The organism is Paenimyroides ummariense (assembly GCF_900115115.1).
Classification (GTDB): Bacteria; Bacteroidota; Bacteroidia; order Flavobacteriales; family Flavobacteriaceae; genus Flavobacterium; species Flavobacterium ummariense.
In genome coordinates this window covers 79,306-98,466 of the sequence record NZ_FOVI01000008.1, presented here as the reverse complement: position 1 = coordinate 98,466, position 19,161 = coordinate 79,306, and the positions used below count along the sequence as shown (strand labels likewise).

General features: G+C 34.6%; 17 protein-coding genes and 6 tRNA genes. 4 read left to right on the top strand and 19 right to left on the bottom strand.

Annotated elements, in window-relative coordinates:
* Positions 1–18: 18 nt before the first annotated feature.
* The 14 genes from BM253_RS07845 to tamL form a co-directional block, all read right to left on the bottom strand.
* Positions 19–885: an MbnP family protein gene (locus BM253_RS07845; RefSeq protein ID WP_091521871.1), complete on the bottom strand. Its 867-nt coding sequence runs from the start codon at positions 883–885 to the stop codon at positions 19–21.
* A 93-nt stretch (positions 886–978) separates the two neighbouring features.
* The gene (locus tag BM253_RS07840; RefSeq protein WP_397334408.1) at positions 979–2,937 is read right to left on the bottom strand and encodes a TonB-dependent receptor plug domain-containing protein; all 1,959 of its coding nucleotides are present in this window, start codon (positions 2,935–2,937) and stop codon (positions 979–981) included.
* Between the two features lie 25 nt (positions 2,938–2,962).
* Positions 2,963–3,889 carry a hypothetical protein gene (locus BM253_RS07835; RefSeq protein WP_091521867.1) on the bottom strand — a complete coding sequence of 309 codons (927 nt, stop codon included), beginning with the start codon at positions 3,887–3,889 and terminating at the stop codon, positions 2,963–2,965.
* A gap of 220 nt (positions 3,890–4,109) precedes the next feature.
* Positions 4,110–4,475 (bottom strand): hypothetical protein, encoded by a 366-nt coding sequence (locus BM253_RS07830; protein WP_245758470.1) that lies wholly within the window; start codon positions 4,473–4,475, stop codon positions 4,110–4,112.
* Positions 4,476–4,581: 106 nt separating this feature from the next.
* Positions 4,582–5,154, bottom strand: coding sequence for a YdeI/OmpD-associated family protein (locus BM253_RS07825; RefSeq protein WP_091521862.1), 573 nt, complete (start codon positions 5,152–5,154; stop codon positions 4,582–4,584).
* 86 nt (positions 5,155–5,240) lie between these two features.
* Positions 5,241–5,326: transfer RNA gene (locus BM253_RS07820), tRNA-Leu, on the bottom strand.
* 44 nt (positions 5,327–5,370) lie between these two features.
* A tRNA-Leu gene (locus BM253_RS07815) sits at positions 5,371–5,456 on the bottom strand.
* Between the two features lie 17 nt (positions 5,457–5,473).
* Positions 5,474–5,546, bottom strand: a tRNA-Gly gene (locus tag BM253_RS07810).
* A gap of 22 nt (positions 5,547–5,568) precedes the next feature.
* Positions 5,569–5,654, bottom strand: a tRNA-Leu gene (locus tag BM253_RS07805).
* Positions 5,655–5,670: 16 nt separating this feature from the next.
* Positions 5,671–5,743: transfer RNA gene (locus BM253_RS07800), tRNA-Gly, on the bottom strand.
* Between the two features lie 67 nt (positions 5,744–5,810).
* A tRNA-Leu gene (locus BM253_RS07795) sits at positions 5,811–5,896 on the bottom strand.
* Between the two features lie 210 nt (positions 5,897–6,106).
* Positions 6,107–6,961 (bottom strand): acetyl-CoA carboxylase, carboxyltransferase subunit beta, encoded by an 855-nt coding sequence (gene accD / locus BM253_RS07790; RefSeq protein ID WP_091521858.1) that lies wholly within the window; start codon positions 6,959–6,961, stop codon positions 6,107–6,109.
* A 66-nt stretch (positions 6,962–7,027) separates the two neighbouring features.
* Positions 7,028–8,095, bottom strand: coding sequence for a class II fructose-bisphosphate aldolase (fbaA, locus tag BM253_RS07785; protein WP_091521855.1), 1,068 nt, complete (start codon positions 8,093–8,095; stop codon positions 7,028–7,030).
* A gap of 60 nt (positions 8,096–8,155) precedes the next feature.
* Positions 8,156–10,714 carry a translocation and assembly module lipoprotein TamL gene (gene tamL, locus BM253_RS07780; RefSeq protein ID WP_177205748.1) on the bottom strand — a complete coding sequence of 853 codons (2,559 nt, stop codon included), beginning with the start codon at positions 10,712–10,714 and terminating at the stop codon, positions 8,156–8,158.
* 36 nt (positions 10,715–10,750) lie between these two features.
* Here tamL and BM253_RS07775 point away from each other — a divergent pair, with 36 nt between their 5' ends.
* Positions 10,751–11,482: a TrmH family RNA methyltransferase gene (locus BM253_RS07775; protein WP_091521851.1), complete on the top strand. Its 732-nt coding sequence runs from the start codon at positions 10,751–10,753 to the stop codon at positions 11,480–11,482.
* Positions 11,483–11,552: 70 nt separating this feature from the next.
* Positions 11,553–12,047 (top strand): hypothetical protein, encoded by a 495-nt coding sequence (locus BM253_RS07770; RefSeq protein ID WP_091521848.1) that lies wholly within the window; start codon positions 11,553–11,555, stop codon positions 12,045–12,047.
* A 253-nt stretch (positions 12,048–12,300) separates the two neighbouring features.
* On the opposite strand, the gene porT is transcribed toward BM253_RS07770, so the two are convergent.
* Both porT and ubiE read right to left on the bottom strand, forming a co-directional pair.
* On the bottom strand, positions 12,301–13,014 hold the full coding sequence (gene porT, locus BM253_RS07765; protein ID WP_091521968.1) for a type IX secretion/gliding motility protein PorT/SprT: 714 nt from the start codon (positions 13,012–13,014) through the stop codon (positions 12,301–12,303).
* Between the two features lie 4 nt (positions 13,015–13,018).
* Positions 13,019–13,747, bottom strand: coding sequence for a bifunctional demethylmenaquinone methyltransferase/2-methoxy-6-polyprenyl-1,4-benzoquinol methylase UbiE (ubiE, locus tag BM253_RS07760; RefSeq protein WP_091521845.1), 729 nt, complete (start codon positions 13,745–13,747; stop codon positions 13,019–13,021).
* A gap of 135 nt (positions 13,748–13,882) precedes the next feature.
* Between ubiE and BM253_RS07755 the strand changes: the two genes are divergently transcribed.
* On the top strand, positions 13,883–14,473 hold the full coding sequence (locus BM253_RS07755; RefSeq protein WP_091521841.1) for a hypothetical protein: 591 nt from the start codon (positions 13,883–13,885) through the stop codon (positions 14,471–14,473).
* Between the two features lie 12 nt (positions 14,474–14,485).
* The gene (locus BM253_RS07750; protein ID WP_091521838.1) at positions 14,486–14,908 is read left to right on the top strand and encodes a hypothetical protein; all 423 of its coding nucleotides are present in this window, start codon (positions 14,486–14,488) and stop codon (positions 14,906–14,908) included.
* A gap of 32 nt (positions 14,909–14,940) precedes the next feature.
* Here BM253_RS07750 and BM253_RS07745 read toward each other — a convergent pair whose 3' ends face one another.
* The 3 genes from BM253_RS07745 to BM253_RS07735 all read right to left on the bottom strand — a co-directional run bounded on the left by BM253_RS07745 (position 14,941) and on the right by BM253_RS07735 (position 19,149).
* Positions 14,941–15,465: an inorganic diphosphatase gene (locus BM253_RS07745; RefSeq protein ID WP_091521835.1), complete on the bottom strand. Its 525-nt coding sequence runs from the start codon at positions 15,463–15,465 to the stop codon at positions 14,941–14,943.
* 176 nt (positions 15,466–15,641) lie between these two features.
* Entirely contained in the window at positions 15,642–18,116 is a 2,475-nt protein-coding gene (locus tag BM253_RS07740) for a DUF5686 and carboxypeptidase-like regulatory domain-containing protein (RefSeq protein WP_091521832.1), read from the bottom strand.
* Positions 18,117–18,168: 52 nt separating this feature from the next.
* A complete protein-coding gene (locus BM253_RS07735) occupies positions 18,169–19,149 on the bottom strand; it encodes a pyruvate dehydrogenase complex E1 component subunit beta (RefSeq protein ID WP_091521828.1) in 981 nt (326 codons plus the stop codon).
* Positions 19,150–19,161 lie beyond the last annotated feature (12 nt).

Here is a 19,161-nt window from a genome sequence, read left to right as displayed (position 1 = left end):
ACGACTTTAATAGTAAAACTAATTTTGTACGTTGCTAACAGAGAACATTCCGCTGGTATCGTTGGTGCCGTTTCCGCCCAAATTATCTGCAAATTTCAACATTTGTACAGCCGTGTGAACGTTTGGCGTAGCATTATCGTCCATTCCCGTACCCGATGATAGCGTAATGGTGTGCGTTTTTCCACTCAATAATTTGTCAAAATCAGCTTTAATCACAATTTTCGGGGCTTTATTGTCAACAATAGCATTAGTAGGTAGATTCAATGTAATATCGCGATACGCATCAACACCCTGCGTATAATTTCCTTCTTCACCTTCAACGGTGCTGCCTGTGTGAATAGAAAGTTCTTTTTTATCGGTATCGTAAAAACCTTCAATTTTGGTAAAACGATATCCTGCGCCCCATTCCCACATCATTTCGGTATCGTTTGCACCTGCTGCTGCGTAAAAATTAGGAAATCGAACTTGATCCAAAGTGTTCAAACTATTTTTTACACCTAATCCGAATTTAATCTGCTTATATTCGCCTGCGGGAATATTGTTTAAAACGTAGTTTAGTGAAGTTGGTTTTGCCTGATCTATAACCGTTGCGCCTTTATCCAAATCGTTTACGTTGTAAGGAATTTCAGTTCCGTCTGCTTTTATCAAACGGATATTGCTTATCACATATTTCAACTCCGAAAAAGAATGCGTTTGTCCTGCGGTCGATGTATTTACAGTAGCGTTGGTTGCTGTGGCATCGCCTAAAACAATGGTTTGATCTTTAAATGTGTTGTTAAATTCTAACGTTACGTTGTTTGCGACAGGTTGATCGTCGTTGCTGTTACAAGAGATAAATGCTGCAGAAATTACTGCTGATAAAAGATATTTTTTTAGATTTTTCATTTGTTTTGAATTTTTATTATTTGAACTTATTTGATTAATTTTTAGCACATAGTCATGCTTTTTCCTATGTATCTATGGTGGGATATTTTTTAATTAAAAATTGATTTTTAACGATGTAAAAATGTTTCTACCCATTCTTGGGATATTTCCCCAATCGGCATAGGTGCTGTAATATTCGTTCAACAGATTTTCTGCACCAACCTGAAAAGTGGTTTTTACGTTTTTTATGTAAAAGGAATAATCTGCCGATATATTCCAAATGGTGTACGCTGAAGTTTCGTCTTCACCGTATTCGGGGCTGTAGTTAATTTGTGCAAAATCGCCGTTTACCGATGTTTGAAAGTGGAAATCTTTATAATGATAATGCAACGATGTTTGATAACTGAACGGACGAATAAACGGAAGATTATTCTGATTGTAATCCATTACGCGGGCATAAGTTGCCAGCCCTTTCCAATGTAAATGATCGGAAATTTGGTACGATGCATTCAATGAGAAATTAAACAGCGTAGCATAATCTAAAGACGTGTATCCTTTTACACCAACCGACTGATAATTCATTGGGCTGCCCAAACTTAAAATTTTACCGATGATATAATTATCGATATAAAAATAATTCACTTTTACCTGAATGCTCATTTTTTCAGCTTTGAAACCTGCGCTGGCATTAACTTCATACGAGATTTCGTTTTTCAAATCTGGATTTCCAATGTAATCGTATCGGTCAAAACTATTGTAGATGTAATATCCGTAACCTTCGGAAACCGATGGCGCACGATGACCGTATCCGCCACCGACAGAAAAATTGAATTTATTGATGGTAAGCTGATAACCTACATGTAAACTTGGAAGTATTCGTGATTTTTCCTGTGGTGCTCCAGGATGAAAAATCCAGTTAAATTCTACATATTTTGAATGATTGTAATTATATCCTAACGATCCGCCAAAATTCAACCGACTTCTTTCTGAAATACCAAGAGAATTGTTGATCGAAAGTCCGGCGTATGCAGTGGTAACCTCGGGCCAGCTGTATGCAAACATAGTGCGTTTGCTGCGGTCTTGCGGGTACATGCGCATTTCTGCAATAGATTCGTTGGTGTACGCATTCAGCTGAATTTCGCTTGACAAATTGTTATTTTGCAGATTTGCCGTTGAAACCAAACCGTAAGTCGTACTCCAACCCGGCATGTCCATATGCACCAGATTTTCGGGACGAGTAGTATCGTCCATATAATGTTCAACGGCATTAAAATAAACCTTGGTATCCCAAACGCGAACCAATCCGTTTTCAAAAAGCTGTTTGTAGGCTGCCGATGTTATAAGCGCACGCGACAACCACAAATCCATAGGTAGGGCAGGGAAGCCGACATCTTTGGCAACATCGAAAATTGCATCAACCCGAACCGATGACAATTCGCTGGTTTTATAAGCCATTCCCAGCGAAGTGTTGAATTTCTTATATTGCGAATGCTTGATTTCTGTATTATTTCCGTCTGAATAATTTTCTGCTTTTCGATACGAAATACTTGCGTCGGCTACAAATTTTGTTCCCGAATACGAAGCATTTCCCATATTAAAAAATTGCTTGTTGTTAAATTCGAACCCAGATTGATACGCGCCATTCCATTTTTTATCCAAACCAAAAGGCGTGCTTTTTCGTTTTAGGTCGATACTTCCTGCAACGGTAGATCCGTGCATGCTGCCTTCTTGTCCCGATTTTATATCAATTGAAGAAAGATTATTGCTCTCAACATACGACGTAATTGGATCCATTTTATCGGTACAGGCACCAAAAACGTGCATTCCGTCAATGGTCAAGGTAGATCGTTCGGTACTCATGTTGTTCAATAAAGGTTCCCAAGCATACGCGCCACGTTTTATAAAACTTATTTGATCAGACGATGCCAAAAATTCATCAACCGATACCGCCATTTTCATGTCGGTTTCAATCTTCTTTTTAACGGCAACTTCTACTTTAATTTCGTCTAAAACAGTTGATACACTATCAGTTTCTGTAATTTGTGCATTTGCAATGATTCCGCAAAAAAGCATTAGTAGTGTTAGATATCTCATTGCGTTAAAATAAAATATCAATAAAAAGTTCGCTTTTTGCTCCTTCAACACCCGGCGTAAAATCTTTAGAAACTTCGGTACCTTTAATAATCTTGCCGTTTTCGTTAAGCATAATAAAGTTCAAAGTCCAATTGCCTGTCATGGTGTAATTTACAACGCCGTGATAAAATTTGTCGTTTAGCTGAACCAAATCTTTATTGTTTGGCGATGAATGATTTCCCATAGAAGGTTCGGGCATTCGTGGATCTAACTGCAAGGTGTAACCAGAAACTTCTTCAAAAGTAAATTGCGATGGATCGGGGAAAGTTTCGGAAGAATTTGTTGGTTCAACATAACGATAAATTCCTGCAACCAATTCGTTTTCGGCGACTTTTGGTTTTTGCGGAGCCACCAATGAAATAATGTATTCCGAATTATCACTTCCCACAAAAGAAGTCATATTCAGATTTTTATTACTTTGCTGCTTAACTTGAATGGTTGTATTTATACTGACTTTTTCAGCAGAATCGGTAAAGTATACATAAAGCTGCCATTCGTCTGATGGATTACTTTCTGCTGTAAATACTGCATATCCCGAATAATAATTTTTATCATTTTGATAGATCAGGTTGTATTGATGCGGACAGGAAGTTTTATTTCCATTTAAATTTGTTTTTATCGGCAGAAAATAAACTTCTACATTATTTAACGATTCGTTTGTCTGCGTATTGTTAATTTTTAAACGTATTTCGTTGTATCCTTTGTAAAAAGTTCCGTTTAAAGCTTCGATACTTATTTTGTAATTACCGCTGTTGATTGCAACAGCTTCTTTAAACTCGTAATATTCGGTTACTTCGGTGCTTATTTCGGCTTCGTAATCAGTTTTATCTAATGTACACGAAGTTACAGCTACAAACAAGAATGCAGCCGACAGTAAATTAAATACTCTCATGGTTTTATGAATAATTAATTAGTTTGTTGTATTTCGGGTAGGATAAATCGACTCTCATTTTCTAAAATAAGCGCACGATTATTCCTGCCGAATTAACAACTGATATGAAAATAGATCCTATAAATAGTCTTACCGCGTTACTTGCAGTGACGTAAAAAATACGCATAGCAGAAAGTATCTGTATAAAACAGAAATAGCCAAATGGTAAGAATACTAAAAACTAATTAAAAACCGGAGGGTGAAAAATAAGGTTACAGAAAGAGAAACTGTATGTGTTTATTTTTGAAAAAAGTACTTTTTTAAGATGAGGTTTCACAAAGCTTGCTGAAAATGCAGCAAGTAAATCCTGATAAAAAACAATTTGAGTTTCTACGGAAAAAGAATGGTATTTGTCTTTGGTGTCAGCATCGGCGTTTTTAGCCATTTCTTTCATTAAGTGACATTTTCCGTTACATTCCATTTCGGGTTTGTCTTTGTTCACACAAAGTTCTTTTGTGATATAATCGTACAGCACCACGTATTCAACAACCGGAAAGATCGGTTTAAAAAGCATGAATAATGACAATATGAGTGTTGCTGTTTTCACAGCGCAAAGGTCTTGATTTTATTTACAATTAACAAGTTTTATAAGAATAGATATTAGCAATAATCAAACAAAAAATAGAATTATGCGATTTTGGCAATGCAAATTTTTACAAATGCTTCGGTTTTTTGTTCTGTGATGCCAACTCGGCAATTTCATCGATTCTTTTCTGTCTGGTTTCCGGTTTTTTTGCAAGTACAAGCCATAATAAAATTCCTTTTTTGGCAGATTTGCTTAAACCTTCATAAAATTCCATAGCGAAAGGTTTCAATTTAAGCGCTTGCTTTAGATCATTTGGCAAGATAAGTTCTTCAACCGAATCTAAAATAGTCCATGAACCGTTTTGTTTAGCGATTTCAATGGTTTTATAACCAGCATCTGCCATTAGACCTTGTTGTGTAAGTAGTTCAATTTTCTGTTTATTTACTTTAGACCACGTACTTTGTGCCTTACGTTTACTGAAATATTGATGCGAAGTTTCCTTGTCAATTGAGATTTTCTTACTGTCGATCCATCCAAAACATAAAGCAACATCAACAGCTTCACTCCAAGTAATTGTAGGCTTAGCTGATGATTTAGTATGAAAAACAACCCATACCGCCTGATGTGTAAGATGGTTTTCTTGTAACCAATTTCTCCATTCAGCAACATTTGTGGGATAGAATATTTTTATTTCTTTCATGTAGGTGTATTTAGTGCTAATAGCTCTATTATAAATTATAGACAAAAATAAAAAAATCCTAAAGAATTTTCTTTAGGATTTTTTTGTACTCAAGGCGGGACTTGAACCCGCACGAACATTACTGTTCACTGGATTTTAAGTCCAGCGTGTCTACCAATTCCACCACTCGAGCAGAGAAGTTTAAAAATCTATTTATAAGTCTTGAATAAATATTTGTACTCAAGGCGGGACTTGAACCCGCACGAGCATTACTGCTCACTGGATTTTAAGTCCAGCGTGTCTACCAATTCCACCACTCGAGCAGATAAATAGATTTTAGAGCGAAAAACGGGGTTCGAACCCGCGACCTCAACCTTGGCAAGGTTGCGCTCTACCAACTGAGCTATTTTCGCAAATAATATAAAAAAACGTTAGTACTCAAGGCGGGACTTGAACCCGCACGAACATTACTGTTCACTGGATTTTAAGTCCAGCGTGTCTACCAATTCCACCACTCGAGCAGTTGTAGCAACGTTGAGCGAAAAACGGGGTTCGAACCCGCGACCTCAACCTTGGCAAGGTTGCGCTCTACCAACTGAGCTATTTTCGCATATTATTTTTATGTAAAGAACATAGTTTGCAAATTTAAAAACATTTTCAATATCTGCAAATAAAAGTACTCAAGGCGGGACTTGAACCCGCACGAACATTACTGCTCACTGGATTTTAAGTCCAGCGTGTCTACCAATTCCACCACTCGAGCGAATCAAAACAAACCGTAAGTCTGTATTGCGACTGCAAATATAGAACGTTTATTTTATTTTACAAGGGTTTTAAAAAACTAATTTGTAATTATTTTTTAAAGTTTTGATAATGTTTAAAATAGCTTTTGTTTTTTTATTATGCTATTGCAAATTTATCTTGTAAATACTGCTTAATAAGCAAAAAAGCATTGCTATTGCAATGCTTTTTGTTAACGTAATGGTCTGTTTAAAACCAAATCTATGTATAAGTTTACTCTGTTTTTTAACTGTTTTCTGTGAACTACAAAATCTAAAAAGCCGTGTTCTAATAAAAATTCCGAAGTTTGAAAACCATCTGGTAAATCTTTACCTGTTGTATCTTTTACAATACGGGGACCTGCAAAGCCAATTAATGCACCTGGTTCTGCAATATTAATATCGCCCAACATGGCATAAGAAGCCGTTGTACCACCCGTTGTTGGATCGGTACATAATGATATGTAAGGAATTTTAGCATCTGCCAACTGCGCTAATTTTGCCGATGTTTTAGCCATTTGCATTAACGAATATGCAGCTTCCATCATACGTGCACCACCTGATTTTGAAATCATCATGAACGGGATGTTGTTTTTGATAGAATAATCAATTCCACGAGCAATTTTTTCACCTACAACAGAACCCATTGATCCACCAATAAAAGCAAAATCCATACAGGCAACAACTAAATCAGCACCTTTGGATTTTCCAACTGCAACGCGTACCGCATCTTTTAAATTGGTTTTGTCTTTAGCTTCTTTTAAACGTTCGCTGTACTTTTTGGTATCAACAAATTTTAAAGGATCTTTTGCTGTGATAGAACCAAATAATTCTTTGAACTTATTGTCGTCGAATAAAATTTCAAAATATTCTTTACTTCCAATTCTAACGTGGTAATCATCTTCCGGAGAAATCCACAAGTTTTTAGCCAGTTCTTCCGATTCTATAATTTTCCCGGTTGGTGTTTTGTACCATAAACCTTTGGGCGTATCTTTTTTATCTTCGGTTGGAGTTGTAATTCCTTTTTCTTTTCTTTTAAACCAAGCCATAGTCTATAAATTATGATTTATAAATTATGAATTATGAATTTATTAGTAATTCGTAATTCGTAATTTTTATAATGTTTTAACGTTGTTTAAATCGGCAAAAGCTTGTTCTAAACGTTTGTTGAATGTTAATTCGCCTTCGCGTAACCATTTACGTGGATCGTAATATTTTTTGTTTGGTACTTCTTCGCCTTCCGGATTTCCAATCTGTGTCATTAAATAATCTTTCTTCGCAAGAATATAATCACGAGCACCTTCTGTAAAAGCAAACTGTAAATCGGTATCGATATTCATTTTAATAACTCCGTAAGATATTGCTTCGCGAATTTCTTCTAAAGTTGATCCTGATCCACCGTGGAAAACGAAATCTACCGGATTGTTTTTAGTGTTGAATTTTTCTTGAACGTATTTCTGCGAATTGTCTAAAATTTTCGGAGTTAATTTTACGTTTCCTGGTTTATAAACTCCATGCACGTTACCAAAAGCTGCTGCAATGGTAAAACGTGGCGATACTTTCATTAATTCTTCGTAAGCGTAAGCCACTTCTTCTGGTTGCGTGTATAGTTTTGATGAATCTACGTGCGAATTATCAACACCGTCTTCTTCACCACCTGTAATTCCTAATTCAATTTCTAAAGTCATACCCATTTTGCTCATACGCTCAAGATATTTTTTAGAAATTTCGATGTTTTCTTCGATCGGTTCTTCCGATAAATCAATCATGTGCGAAGAGAACAAAGGTTTACCATTTTCTTTATAGAATTTTTCGCTGGCATCTAACAAACCATCAATCCAAGGCAATAATTTTTTAGCACAGTGATCGGTATGTAAAATAACAGTTGCACCGTATAACTCTGCCAATTCGTGTACTTGTTTTGCGCCTGCAATAGATCCTGCAATAGCTGCACGTTCGTTATCGTTGTTTAAACCTTTTCCTGCCATAAACAAACCGCCACCGTTAGAAAACTGAATGATTACCGGTGCGTTTAATTTAGCAGCTGTTTCTAAAACACCGTTAATGGTGCTAGATGTTGTTACGTTTACAGCCGGTAAAGCAAAGCCTTTTTCTTTTGCGTAGTTAAATATTTCCTGAACTTGATCGCCGGTAGCAACACCCGGCTTAATGTTATGTGCCATATTTATAGGTTGTATGTTTTATTTTTAATTTTAGTTTAGCTTACAAAAGTAGTAATTTTATTAAAACGGATAATTAATTCCGACATTTAAAACGGTTTTACTTAAATTCCACTCTTTAAACCACTTTCGGTTAGCTTCGTTTGCGGGATTGTACGTTTTAAAACCTAAATCTAAACGAATAACAAAGAAGTTAAAATCGTATCGAATTCCTAAACCTGTACCTAGTGCCAAATCTTTTAAAGATTTTAATCCGTTAAAAGTCATTTCTTCGTCGGTAATATTATCTAAAGCATTCCAAATGTTTCCGGCATCGGCAAATAATGCCATATTCCAAGGTCCGCTCACATTAAAACGATATTCTGCATTAAAGGCTAACTTCATATTTGCTTCGTTAAAATCTAAAACTCCACCACTGCGACCAGGTCCTAAACGATAAGACTGCCATGCACGGTTGTCGTTAGATCCACCTGCAAAATAACTTCGCGAAAACGGAATGTTGTCGCTGTTGCCATACGGAATGGCGATACCACCAAAAGCCCGCAATGCAATTACGTTTTTATTTCCTAAATCAAAATACTTTATAAAATCTACTTCGCCTTTAATGTATTGCGAATACGCTACATCTAAAACGGTGTGTTTACCATTATCGTTGGTTTTACTGTTTGATTTTGCTATGGCATTTAAAATATTTCCTGCGGATTCGATCTTGGTTCTAAAAGTAAAAAAATCCTGGTCTTTAATATTGAATCGGTTAGAGTAGGTGTACACCACGTTACTTGCCAAGATAAGGTTGTTTTCTGTTAAACGCTGTTTTCTTTCGGCAATACTTAAAACAGTTTGGGTGTCTTGTTCGTTAGCGTTTGTATTTCCATTATAAACATCATTCATAAAGCGATCGGCACCGCCACCTTCAATTGTTAAGTTTCCGTTTTCGTCTAAATAGTCAGGGTTAACATCAGTTCTATCGGCAATCGTATTTAAGGTGTTGTATGAAGATCGATATACCTTAAAATAGTTCCCCGGATTCATGTTGCGGACAAATTGCAGGTTAAAAAGATCAAAACTAATGGTGTTTCTGCGTTTGTACGACCAAGAGTAGTTGTAAATTCCTGTAAGATTCTGTTTATCTAAACCAATATTCTGCTGGTTGAAAAACCCGACACTTAACGAAGTATTTGGGAACGATGTACGATCTACCAGTTTATCGATAATATTCGGAAAGAATAAAAATCTTGGAAAGGTCAGTTTTACATCGGCACCATATTCCAAAATGTCAAAAAAAGTGTTTTGTTCGTTACGATACCTTGATGCCGACGAACCAATGTTTCCTCTGAAACCAATATCTAAAATTTCGGCACCTTTAAATACATTTCTAAAAACAAAACCTATATTTCCCTGAATACCGAAATCTTGAATATTTGAGTGATTTAAATCGATCGAAGGATTAAAAATAATACGTTTTTTAGGATTTAATGTGATATTTGCGATCAACGATTTACCCAAACTGTCGCGCGTATCGGGAACGTATTCAATGGTTGGATAATTAAAAACCTTTAAATTACTTAATGAACGCGAAGTAACTAAACGACGCATATCTGAAAAATAACCGTCTTCATCGATAAAAACGGCATTACGCAACACTTTTGGCTTGTAACTTAACGGACCTTTACTGTAAATGTTTAAATTTTTGTATTGAACAGAATCGGTAATGGTTTCGTATTCTGCCGATGTATTGCTTGTGTAAAGATTTACCCTGCTGATTTTGTAAAGTTTAAAAGGCTCGGTAACCAGCGTATCACCTTGTTTAATGTTTTTATTGTCGATATTCAGGTAAATATCCGTTGTATGGTTGTTTTTTAAGGTATCGGCTTCGTAATTAATATAGGTTTTCTGAAAATCGTAAGCACCGTTGTTTCTAAAAAAAGTAGTAATACGTTCGCGTTCTTCATCTAATTTTGCAGCATTGTACTGATCGCCTTTTTTTACAACACTTGCACGCGTATTGGTTTTGTAAAGTGAATCTAATTCGGGCGATTTCACAATTACCGCAATACTATCGTAAACATAAGGTTTTCCTGTATTGATTGTGTAATGCGCACTGACTTTTTTAGGCTTTAAACTGTCTAACTTGTACGAAATTTTAGTATTGAAATATCCTTCATTAAAATAATGGTTTTTTAAACGAATGACCGATTTTTTGGTTCTTTCGCCATCATAAATAACAGGTGCTTCGCCTAAATCTTTTAACGTTCTGCCCATGCCCGAAACAAAAAACGATGTTCCCAAACGATCTACCTGTTTTGCAGATAAAAGTTTTGCCAGAAAACGTTCGGTATTCGGATGTTTATCTAACCACGCCTGATAGGTAGAATCGGGATTTACCTTTGCCATATTGTACATGTGCAAACGTAAACGGTAACCCAAAAAATTGCTGTTAGGCTGCTGATACAATTGTTTAACAATAACTTCGCTGGTTTCTTTTTTATTGTTTACCAAAATTTCATTTTCCGTTAGCAGTCGTTCATCAGCAGGTACGCGCTTTGTTAACGAACAAGCCAAAAAAATGCTTGAAATTACAGTAATAAACACTAATTTTGATAAAATATTTCTCAAGGACATAACAATTTCAATTGGTAAAATTACAACTTTTCACGAATGCTTACTAAAAACCAAATCAAATATATAACGCAATTAAAGCAAAAAAAATTCCGCGATTTAAATAAAGTTTTTGTTGCCGAAGGATTTAAGGTAATTAATGAACTGCTGAATTCTACTTTGCAGTTAGAACATATCTATACAACCAAGCAGTTAAATTTTAATGTTTCGAAGGAATTTGTAACGGAAATTAGTGAAGCCGACCTTAAGAAAATATCGTCTTTAACAACACCGAACGATTGTTTGGCTGTTTTTAAAATGAAAGATGATACATTGCCACAACCTAACGGATTGAAAATTGCTTTAGACAATGTACGAGATCCCGGAAATTTAGGAACTATTATTCGTTTGTGTGATTGGTTTGGTGTTGCCGATTTAATTTGCAGTAACGAAACGGTTGATGTTTACAACACTAAAGTGGTACAAGCAACTATGGGGTCGTTAACGCGAGTAAATATTTTTTATACCAATTTAGTTGATTATTTAAAGGACACCAATGAACCGATTTTTGGAACGTTTATGGATGGAACCAATATTTACAAAACCAATTTACCTACCAACGGAATTATTGTAATGGGTAACGAAGCCAACGGAATATCAAAAGAAATTGAAGCTTTGGTAACAGCTAAAATTGCCATTCCACGTTTTGGCGATTTACAACAAACCGAAAGTTTAAACGTTGCCACTGCAACTGCTATTATTTTAAGTGAGTTTAAGAGGAAATTTTGTTAATTTTATATTAATTATTTTATGTTAATTATTTTGGTAAATTCAATTTAATTAATCTAAAATACATGATATTATGAAAAAAAGTTTAGTGTTATCATTAATGTTTTTCTTGGGACTTACATTGACAGCATGTGAAGATGCTAATTCAAATTCTGATTTAGGGAGTTTATCGGAAAAAGTAGATAGTCAGAATTCCGAACCTCAAAATTCTACTTTTAGTACGGGTTGGGGTTTTAAAATTTCTGTTGAAAGCGATTTAGTTAGCACAGGAAATGGAAGCGGGTGTTATACTGTAAACGTTCGTGTTTATTTAACCGATATGTCAACAGGACAGAAAGAGTTAGTAGCAAACGACAATGTAAAAGTAGGAGATGGATGTCCTAAAAAAGCAGCAGCTAAAACAGCGGAAAACAGATGTGAATCAGGTTATTTACCAAATGGAGATTATGTTATGGCTAGCGAATTAAGTAGTGATTATAGAGAATGTTTAAAAGATTATCTAACAACAAATGAAGAAGCTTACGGCTTATATTTGGCATCAACAAGAGAACTAATTAATAGTTTATAAAAATATTTACATTACAATGATGAAAGCAGCAGTTCAACTTGAACTGCTGTTTGTTTTTATAGAACGTTGTTCTGCATTTTGAAAAGATACATAAACCGAAAGTTTAAATCTTGCAAATGCTATTATTTTAAGTAAGTTAAAGGCATGATTAGTTTTTTGATAATAAAAATAACTTATAAATCTTGAGAAAAGAAAAATCCTGCAAGTTGAATTGCAGGATTTTTTATGTCTAAAAGCTTATTACTAACAACTATTAATGAAAAGTAAAGTTTATAAACAAACCACGTGTTTTCATAGATTCAATGTCGCCTGTCCATGGGCTATTTGGGTTTTTATCGCGAATTAATTCGTCTTGTAAACCAAATACGCCTCGAACCGACGGAGTAAATTTAAAATGTTCGAAATAAAAATCAATACCTAAACCTAATTCGTAGTTTGCAGTCCATTTTTTCATTCTAAAACGACCTTGGTAGTTATCGTCTTTAGAAGTTTCATTACTACTTAAATTCAACGATTGCGATATCCCTGTTAAAATGTACGGACGAATATTTCCGGCTCTTAAAGCAGAAAATTTTAACAATATTGGAAAATGAATGTATGTTGAAGCTACATCGCGTGTATTTTGATCAGGGTTTTGTATGTGAGGGAAAAACAATTTTCTACGGGTATAATACAAGCCCGGTTCAAAACGTAAATCTAAATATTCCATTAAACGTAAATTTCCAACCAAACCAACATTAAACCCAGTGGTAGGTTCTACCAAAATTTCGTCGCTTCCGTTTTTTTCGTAGAAACTTTTCTTATAATCAAACTTAAAATTGTACGAGCTAAATCCTAAATAATACCCATAATGCACACGCTGCTGATCCCAGTTTTGCTGGTTGCGGTAAGGATTTTTTCCAAACATGCCCTGTGCAAACGAATTTGCGGTTAAAAGAAAACAAGTAGCAATTAAAAGGTTTTTCATACGATTATTTTGATGCTGAATAAATTGTTGCAACGCCCATTGTTTGTGGATTATGTTTTACATTTTTAAAGCCTACTTTTTGCAAAATGGCATTTAATTTTTCACCGTAAGGGAAATTTTTTGCCGATTCTGATAAATACTCGTACGCTTTTTGATCTTTAGAAAATACTTTACCCATTAACGGCATAAAGGTTTTCATGTAAAAATTGTATCCCTGTTTAAACGGAAACTTTGTTGGAACCGAGGTTTCTAAGATAACAAAAATTCCGTTAGGTTTTAATACACGTAAAATTTCAGACAAACCTTTTTCAAGATTTTCAAAATTACGTATACCAAAGGCAACGGTAATTGCATCAAAAGTATTGTCTTGAAAAGGTAAATTTTCAGAATCGCCCTGAATCATTTCAATTTTATTTTGCAGTCCTAAAGCATTTACTTTTGTTTTGCCAACCTCTAACATTCCTGCCGAAAGATCCAAACCAACAATACGTTTTGCGTTAGATTTTGATAGTAAAATAGCCAAATCGCCCGTTCCTGTAGCAATATCTAAGATAGATTCCGGATTGGTGTCAGATACCATTTTTAATACCTTACGTCTCCATCCTTGATCTGTTCCCAGTGAAATCATTCGGTTTAAACTGTCGTAATTACCGGAAATAGTATCGAACATTTGTTCAACCTGTTGTTTTTTACCTAAGTTAGAATCTTTATATGGATTGATTTGATCGGCCATTTTTAAATTGAAATTTTTACAAATATAATTATAATAAAAATAGTACCATCAATATAAAATAGATTGATTTTTTTGTATATTTTTTAAATAATTTTTTATTATATTGTGTAATGTTTAATTTTTTATTTACACTTTATGAAAAAAATATTCTTTTTTACTGCGATTTTTTACAGTAGTATAAGTTTCGCAAATGTAAATTCACAACTTAATAGTTTAAGCTATGAGTATGTGAACGATAACCTTTCTGATGTATCAAAAAAGATCCAAGCAATTGAAAGTTTTAATCATAAATTAAATGTTACGTTCGTAGAAAAATTGTTTGAAAGTGAAGAGGATATGTTTTTATGGATTGATGCTAATTTAGAGCGAACAAAATTTCATTCGTTAGCAGAAGCGAAATCTGAATGGGAATTAATTGATAAACTGCAAGAATTTGAAATAACAGATAATTCAAGCTTAAAATCGGCTTATGAATTAATGATTCGTATTCAGATAAAAACCTTGTCTGGTAAGATGATGATATCAGATGAGTGTAAAGACAATTTTATGAAACATAGCGAAGCTCATTCAGAAATTTATGCTGATCAAATAGATAAACTGTATAGCGAATATAGAGGAAAAGAACATGATGAGCGTTTTGAAAAAATAAAAGCAATAATAAAGAAGAACGATTTTATTAGAATGTACAATTGTACTACTTATTTTAAACAATGTATAGGACTTTAATTTTTTGATGATATGAGAAAGCAATTTTTTTTAATAGCTCTGATTTTAACAGGATTTGTTGGATTTTCGCAAGACATTTTAAATGATCCGTTATTTATAAAATACGAAGAAACATTTAAAACAGCATATAATAATAATGTGATTGATCTTTATAATGCGAAATCTGATGAATATAATCAGAAAATAAATAAGAATAAAAAATTTAATGATACACCTGATAATTTAGAAAATATTCTAAAGGAAGACTTAAAAGAAACAAAGTTTAAAACTGTAGAAGAGGGTGTAAATTTACAGAAAGAAATATTTAGTTTATTGGATGAAGTTCGAGAAGTAACAAAAGAAAATAATATGTTATTTATTGAGTTGCAAAAGAAATATACAGCCAAAGAAATATTTGAAGCTTATGAATTGCGCAACAACCCGTTTAAAATATAAAAAAAAGCCAGAAGTAAATTCTGGCTTTTAATTTATCTTATACTAAAAGATTGTTGTTTTTCTGCTGGTAACTGACCAAAACGCTCTTGGCATTCTTTAATCATTGCAATAGCTGCAGCTTTATCGCCAAAACCGTTGATTTCAACTTTTTTGTTTTCTAAATCTTTATAAACTTTAAAGAAATGTTCAATTTCTTTGATAAGGTGCTTGTTGATATCTCCTAAATCGTTTAATTCACGCATTAAAGGATCGCCGGTTGGTACACAGATAATTTTTTCGTCGTTTCCTTTATCGTCAGCCATATAAAACACACCAATTGGCTTCACTTCCATTAATAAACCTGGAATAGTAGGTTCTGTAGTTAAAACCAAAACATCTAACGGATCGTTATCTAAAGCCAATGTTTCAGGAATAAAACCGTAATCTGTTGGGTATTTCATTGATGAAAATAATAAACGATCGAATCTCATCATTTTTAAATCAAAATCGAACTCGTATTTATTTCTGCTTCCTGCAGGAATTTCGATGAATACATCGAATTGTTCAACGTTTGTCATATCTGTATATTTCTTTATTTCAAAATTGGTTGCAAAAGTACGTTAAAATTCAGTTTCTTACAAAGAAGTTGCTTAAACTTTTAACATTAAAGCTTATAACTAAATTATTAACAACAAAGAATATCGTTTTATAGCTTACCTATAAGTCTTCTCTATGTAGTTATGTGGTTACTGTTTTAAAAATGGAAACCAAAAACAACATTCACACCAACTCTTCTAACATCGGGATTTTCAAGATAATTGCCTCGCCAGTTTACATCAACACGCAGGCATTTAAAAATGTTTCCTACACCCACAAAATATTCATAATAAACTTTATCTGTCGGAGCTATGTAAGGAATATTTGATGCATTAATGTCGATATTTTTCTGCGATACATCGCCCCAAACTCCACGAATACCGACAAATTCACGTAAACCTAATTTTCTTATACCCGGAATTCTCGAAAAAATTCTACCATTAAAATTGTGTTCTAAATGCAGCGCAATATACTCATCGGTAATAAACTCGTAATAATTCATACGGCTAAATGCATTGCCAATAATAAAGTACGATTGGTTTCCGGGAATTACACTCATTAAGCCCAATGGAACGGTTCCGTATGTTTTACCGGCTTCTAAAGTTGGAGTGAACCTACCAAAACCGCCCACTAATATTGGGTGACTGTATAATAACTGAACTTTTTTGTAATCGAAATCGCTGCCCAGCATGCCTTTTACACCTAACGAATAATTAAAGAAAAGGCGTGCGTAATTGTAGTCAACATCGGTGCGGTCAACGCCGTAACCAACTGTTTTTCTGCGCGGTGTATAATCAACCGAAAGATTGATTTCTGCCTGATTTAAATCGTTTCGAATGTTACCGGCTTCGTCATAATATGCCAATGAAAAAGTAGGCGATGCCGATTTTAATGTTTTATAGTTGAATGATGTTGAGAATTTTAAATTTTTTAATGGTTCGATTTCTAAACCTGCCGAAGTAAGATTTATGTTTGATAATTTGGAATTATCGCCACTTGCCAACAAGGCACTCGATGCAAAACTTCTGCCTAATACATCGGTAATAGGCGATAGGGTAGCGGCAATTTGTTCAACATCGCGACGGTTTCCTGCAAAGAAAATAAAGCGCGAATCTTTATCCAGCATAAACCTGCCCGAAATTCCGTACTTAAATTTATTGTCTTTAAAACCGTAAGCGGTGTATCCTTCTAAACGCCACATATCGTTTTGCCCAAAATAGGTTCTACCGCCGGCTCTTAAACGGAAACCTTCGATATCGTTAAATCCAAACGAAGAAAAAATAGGTCCGTAATCAAAATTGCCAATTTGTACATAATCACTGGCTAAAATAGTTCCTAAATTCACGTAGGTTTGAAAGCGTTTATTCTGCTTTAGTTCGCCCAGCATGGTATAAATACCTTTTTCTTCTTCCGACAAAGGTTCAAAACGATATCCTTCCCAAAACTCATCGGGACGGTTCATCAAAGCTTCGTTGTAGCTGTTTACTTCACTTTTGTAGAAGTTTACGGGTTTCTTTTTATCGAACTCAAATTGTTTGTAATAGGTAGTTCTTTTACCGTACATTCCCTTTGATTTTTCATTCTGGCGGATACTGAAATCGGTCATTAAATGATCTTTTGTAAGCAAAAAAACCGAATCGTTCAAAACATCAAACTCTTGTTCAATATAGATATCGCGCACCCAATTAATATTGGCATCTTTACTAATTGCCATATTTATTTTCTTGATAGCCCAAGTGCCATCGTTCACCCAAAAATCGCCTTTGAAAGTTAATTCGCCTTTTCTGCGTGGGTAATACACAATGTTGTAGCATTTTTTGCCGTCTATATCAGCGGTATCGGTCAAAACATAATTATAAACGTTGATTCCGGTGCGTGAAAGCGGACTCACAAAGTCTTTGTCGAACAATTTCAGGTAGTTGTTGTAAATATCATATTCTACATACAAATCCTTTAAAAACGCCATAATGTGTTGGTTGTTTTCAAAGCCTGAATTTTTATTTCCGGCAAGAATTTCTTTTTTCAACTTGGCAACATTATCGCCATAAACGTTCGATGCTTGTTCGTTTATAAAAATAGGTAAGTAGGTTTTTCCGGTGATTTTAGATGTATCAACCTTATCAAAAATAAATTCCATACCTTTAAAAACCCGACTTTTCATGTAAGCACTGTCGATGGAATTTAAATCGAATTCAATTTTTTCGTATTTCTGATAAGCGTATTGGTCGAATTTGTGCAGACCGTTTTTACGACGGTTTTCCCAGATTTTTCGTAGGATATCTAACGCCGGATTGTCTTTTTTGGATGTCTTTCCTGTAAATATTTTTATCTCAGAAAGCACGGTGTCTTCTTCTAAAACAATTTTTAAATCTAAATTAACTGCTTTGGTCAATGGTAAAAAAACATCGTTATAGCCCGTAAACGATATTACCAAAGTGTCTTGCGTGTTGTTAGATTCTAAATAAAACTTACCGTCTTCGTTTGTAATAACGCCTTCGGTAGTATTCTTAAAGTACACACTTGCGTACGATAACGGCTGTTGTTTTTCATCAATTACAATTCCACCAACTTTGGTTTGTGCCACTATTTGCAAGGTGAAAAAAGTAAAAACAACAAATAACAATTTTTTCATAACAAAAAACTCCAACCTTTTTGGTTGGAGTTACAAATGTAAATGAAATTTATTATTTTTTGTACATAACTTTTTTAACAGCTTTTACAACATCTTGTGCGTTAGGCAACCATTCTTTTAACAAGGCTGGTGAGTAAGGCGCAGGAGTATCGGCAGTAGTAATACGTTGTACAGGTGCATCTAAATAATCAAAAGCGCGTTCTTGAACCATGTAAGTGATTTCTGAAGCAACCGATGCAAACGGCCAAGCTTCTTCTAAAACAACCAAACGGTTTGTTTTTTGTACCGATTTAATGATTGCATCGTAATCCATTGGGCGAACCGTGCGTAAATCAATAATTTCACAAGAAATATTTTCTTTAGCCAATTCGTCTGCAGCAATATAAGCTTCTTTAATAATTTTTCCGAAAGATACAATGGTAACATCGGTACCTTCGCGTTTAATATCGGCAACACCTAATGGAATAGTGTATTCACCTTCTGGTACTTCGCCTTTATCGCCATACATTTGTTCCGATTCCATAAAGATAACCGGATCGTTATCGCGTATAGCCGATTTTAATAATCCTTTGGCATCATAGGGGTTTGATGGCACAACCACTTTTAAACCCGGAGTATTTGCAAACCAGTTTTCAAAAGCTTGAGAGTGTGTTGCAGCTAATTGTCCGGCAGATGCTGTTGGTCCGCGGAAAACAATTGGCATGGTGAACTGACCACCACTCATTTGACGCATTTTTGCTGCGTTATTAATAATTTGATCGATACCAACTAAAGAGAAGTTAAACGTCATAAACTCTACAATAGGGCGTAAACCGTTCATAGCCGAACCTACTGCAATACCTGCAAAACCTAATTCGGCAATTGGTGTATCAATCACACGTTTGGCACCAAATTCGTCTAACATTCCTTTACTGGCTTTGTAAGCTCCGTTGTATTCGGCAACTTCTTCACCCATTAAATATATTTTATCGTCGCGGCGCATTTCTTCGCTCATTGCTTCGCAAATAGCCTCTCTAAATTGAATTGTTTTCATAATATCATTATT

Bases quoted from the DNA above. Each gene is read 5' to 3' on its own strand.
- ubiE (WP_091521845.1), bottom strand. From the start codon at position 13,747: ATGGCCGATCAAATCAATCCATATAAAGATTCTAACTTAGGTAAAAAA.
- BM253_RS07745 (WP_091521835.1), bottom strand. From the start codon at position 15,465: ATGACAAACGTTGAACAATTCGATGTATTCATCGAAATTCCTGCAGGA.
- BM253_RS07735 (WP_091521828.1), bottom strand. From the start codon at position 19,149: ATGAAAACAATTCAATTTAGAGAGGCTATTTGCGAAGCAATGAGCGAA.
- porT (WP_091521968.1), bottom strand. From the start codon at position 13,014: ATGAAAAACCTTTTAATTGCTACTTGTTTTCTTTTAACCGCAAATTCG.
- BM253_RS07770 (WP_091521848.1), top strand. From the start codon at position 11,553: ATGAAAAAAAGTTTAGTGTTATCATTAATGTTTTTCTTGGGACTTACA.
- BM253_RS07845 (WP_091521871.1), bottom strand. From the start codon at position 885: ATGAAAAATCTAAAAAAATATCTTTTATCAGCAGTAATTTCTGCAGCA.
- tamL (WP_177205748.1), bottom strand. From the start codon at position 10,714: ATGTCCTTGAGAAATATTTTATCAAAATTAGTGTTTATTACTGTAATT.
- fbaA (WP_091521855.1), bottom strand. From the start codon at position 8,095: ATGGCACATAACATTAAGCCGGGTGTTGCTACCGGCGATCAAGTTCAG.
- BM253_RS07835 (WP_091521867.1), bottom strand. From the start codon at position 3,889: ATGAGAGTATTTAATTTACTGTCGGCTGCATTCTTGTTTGTAGCTGTA.
- BM253_RS07755 (WP_091521841.1), top strand. From the start codon at position 13,883: ATGAAAAAAATATTCTTTTTTACTGCGATTTTTTACAGTAGTATAAGT.
- BM253_RS07775 (WP_091521851.1), top strand. From the start codon at position 10,751: ATGCTTACTAAAAACCAAATCAAATATATAACGCAATTAAAGCAAAAA.
- BM253_RS07740 (WP_091521832.1), bottom strand. From the start codon at position 18,116: ATGAAAAAATTGTTATTTGTTGTTTTTACTTTTTTCACCTTGCAAATA.
- accD (WP_091521858.1), bottom strand. From the start codon at position 6,961: ATGGCTTGGTTTAAAAGAAAAGAAAAAGGAATTACAACTCCAACCGAA.
- BM253_RS07840 (WP_397334408.1), bottom strand. From the start codon at position 2,937: ATGCTTTTTTGCGGAATCATTGCAAATGCACAAATTACAGAAACTGAT.
- BM253_RS07825 (WP_091521862.1), bottom strand. From the start codon at position 5,154: ATGAAAGAAATAAAAATATTCTATCCCACAAATGTTGCTGAATGGAGA.
- BM253_RS07750 (WP_091521838.1), top strand. From the start codon at position 14,486: ATGAGAAAGCAATTTTTTTTAATAGCTCTGATTTTAACAGGATTTGTT.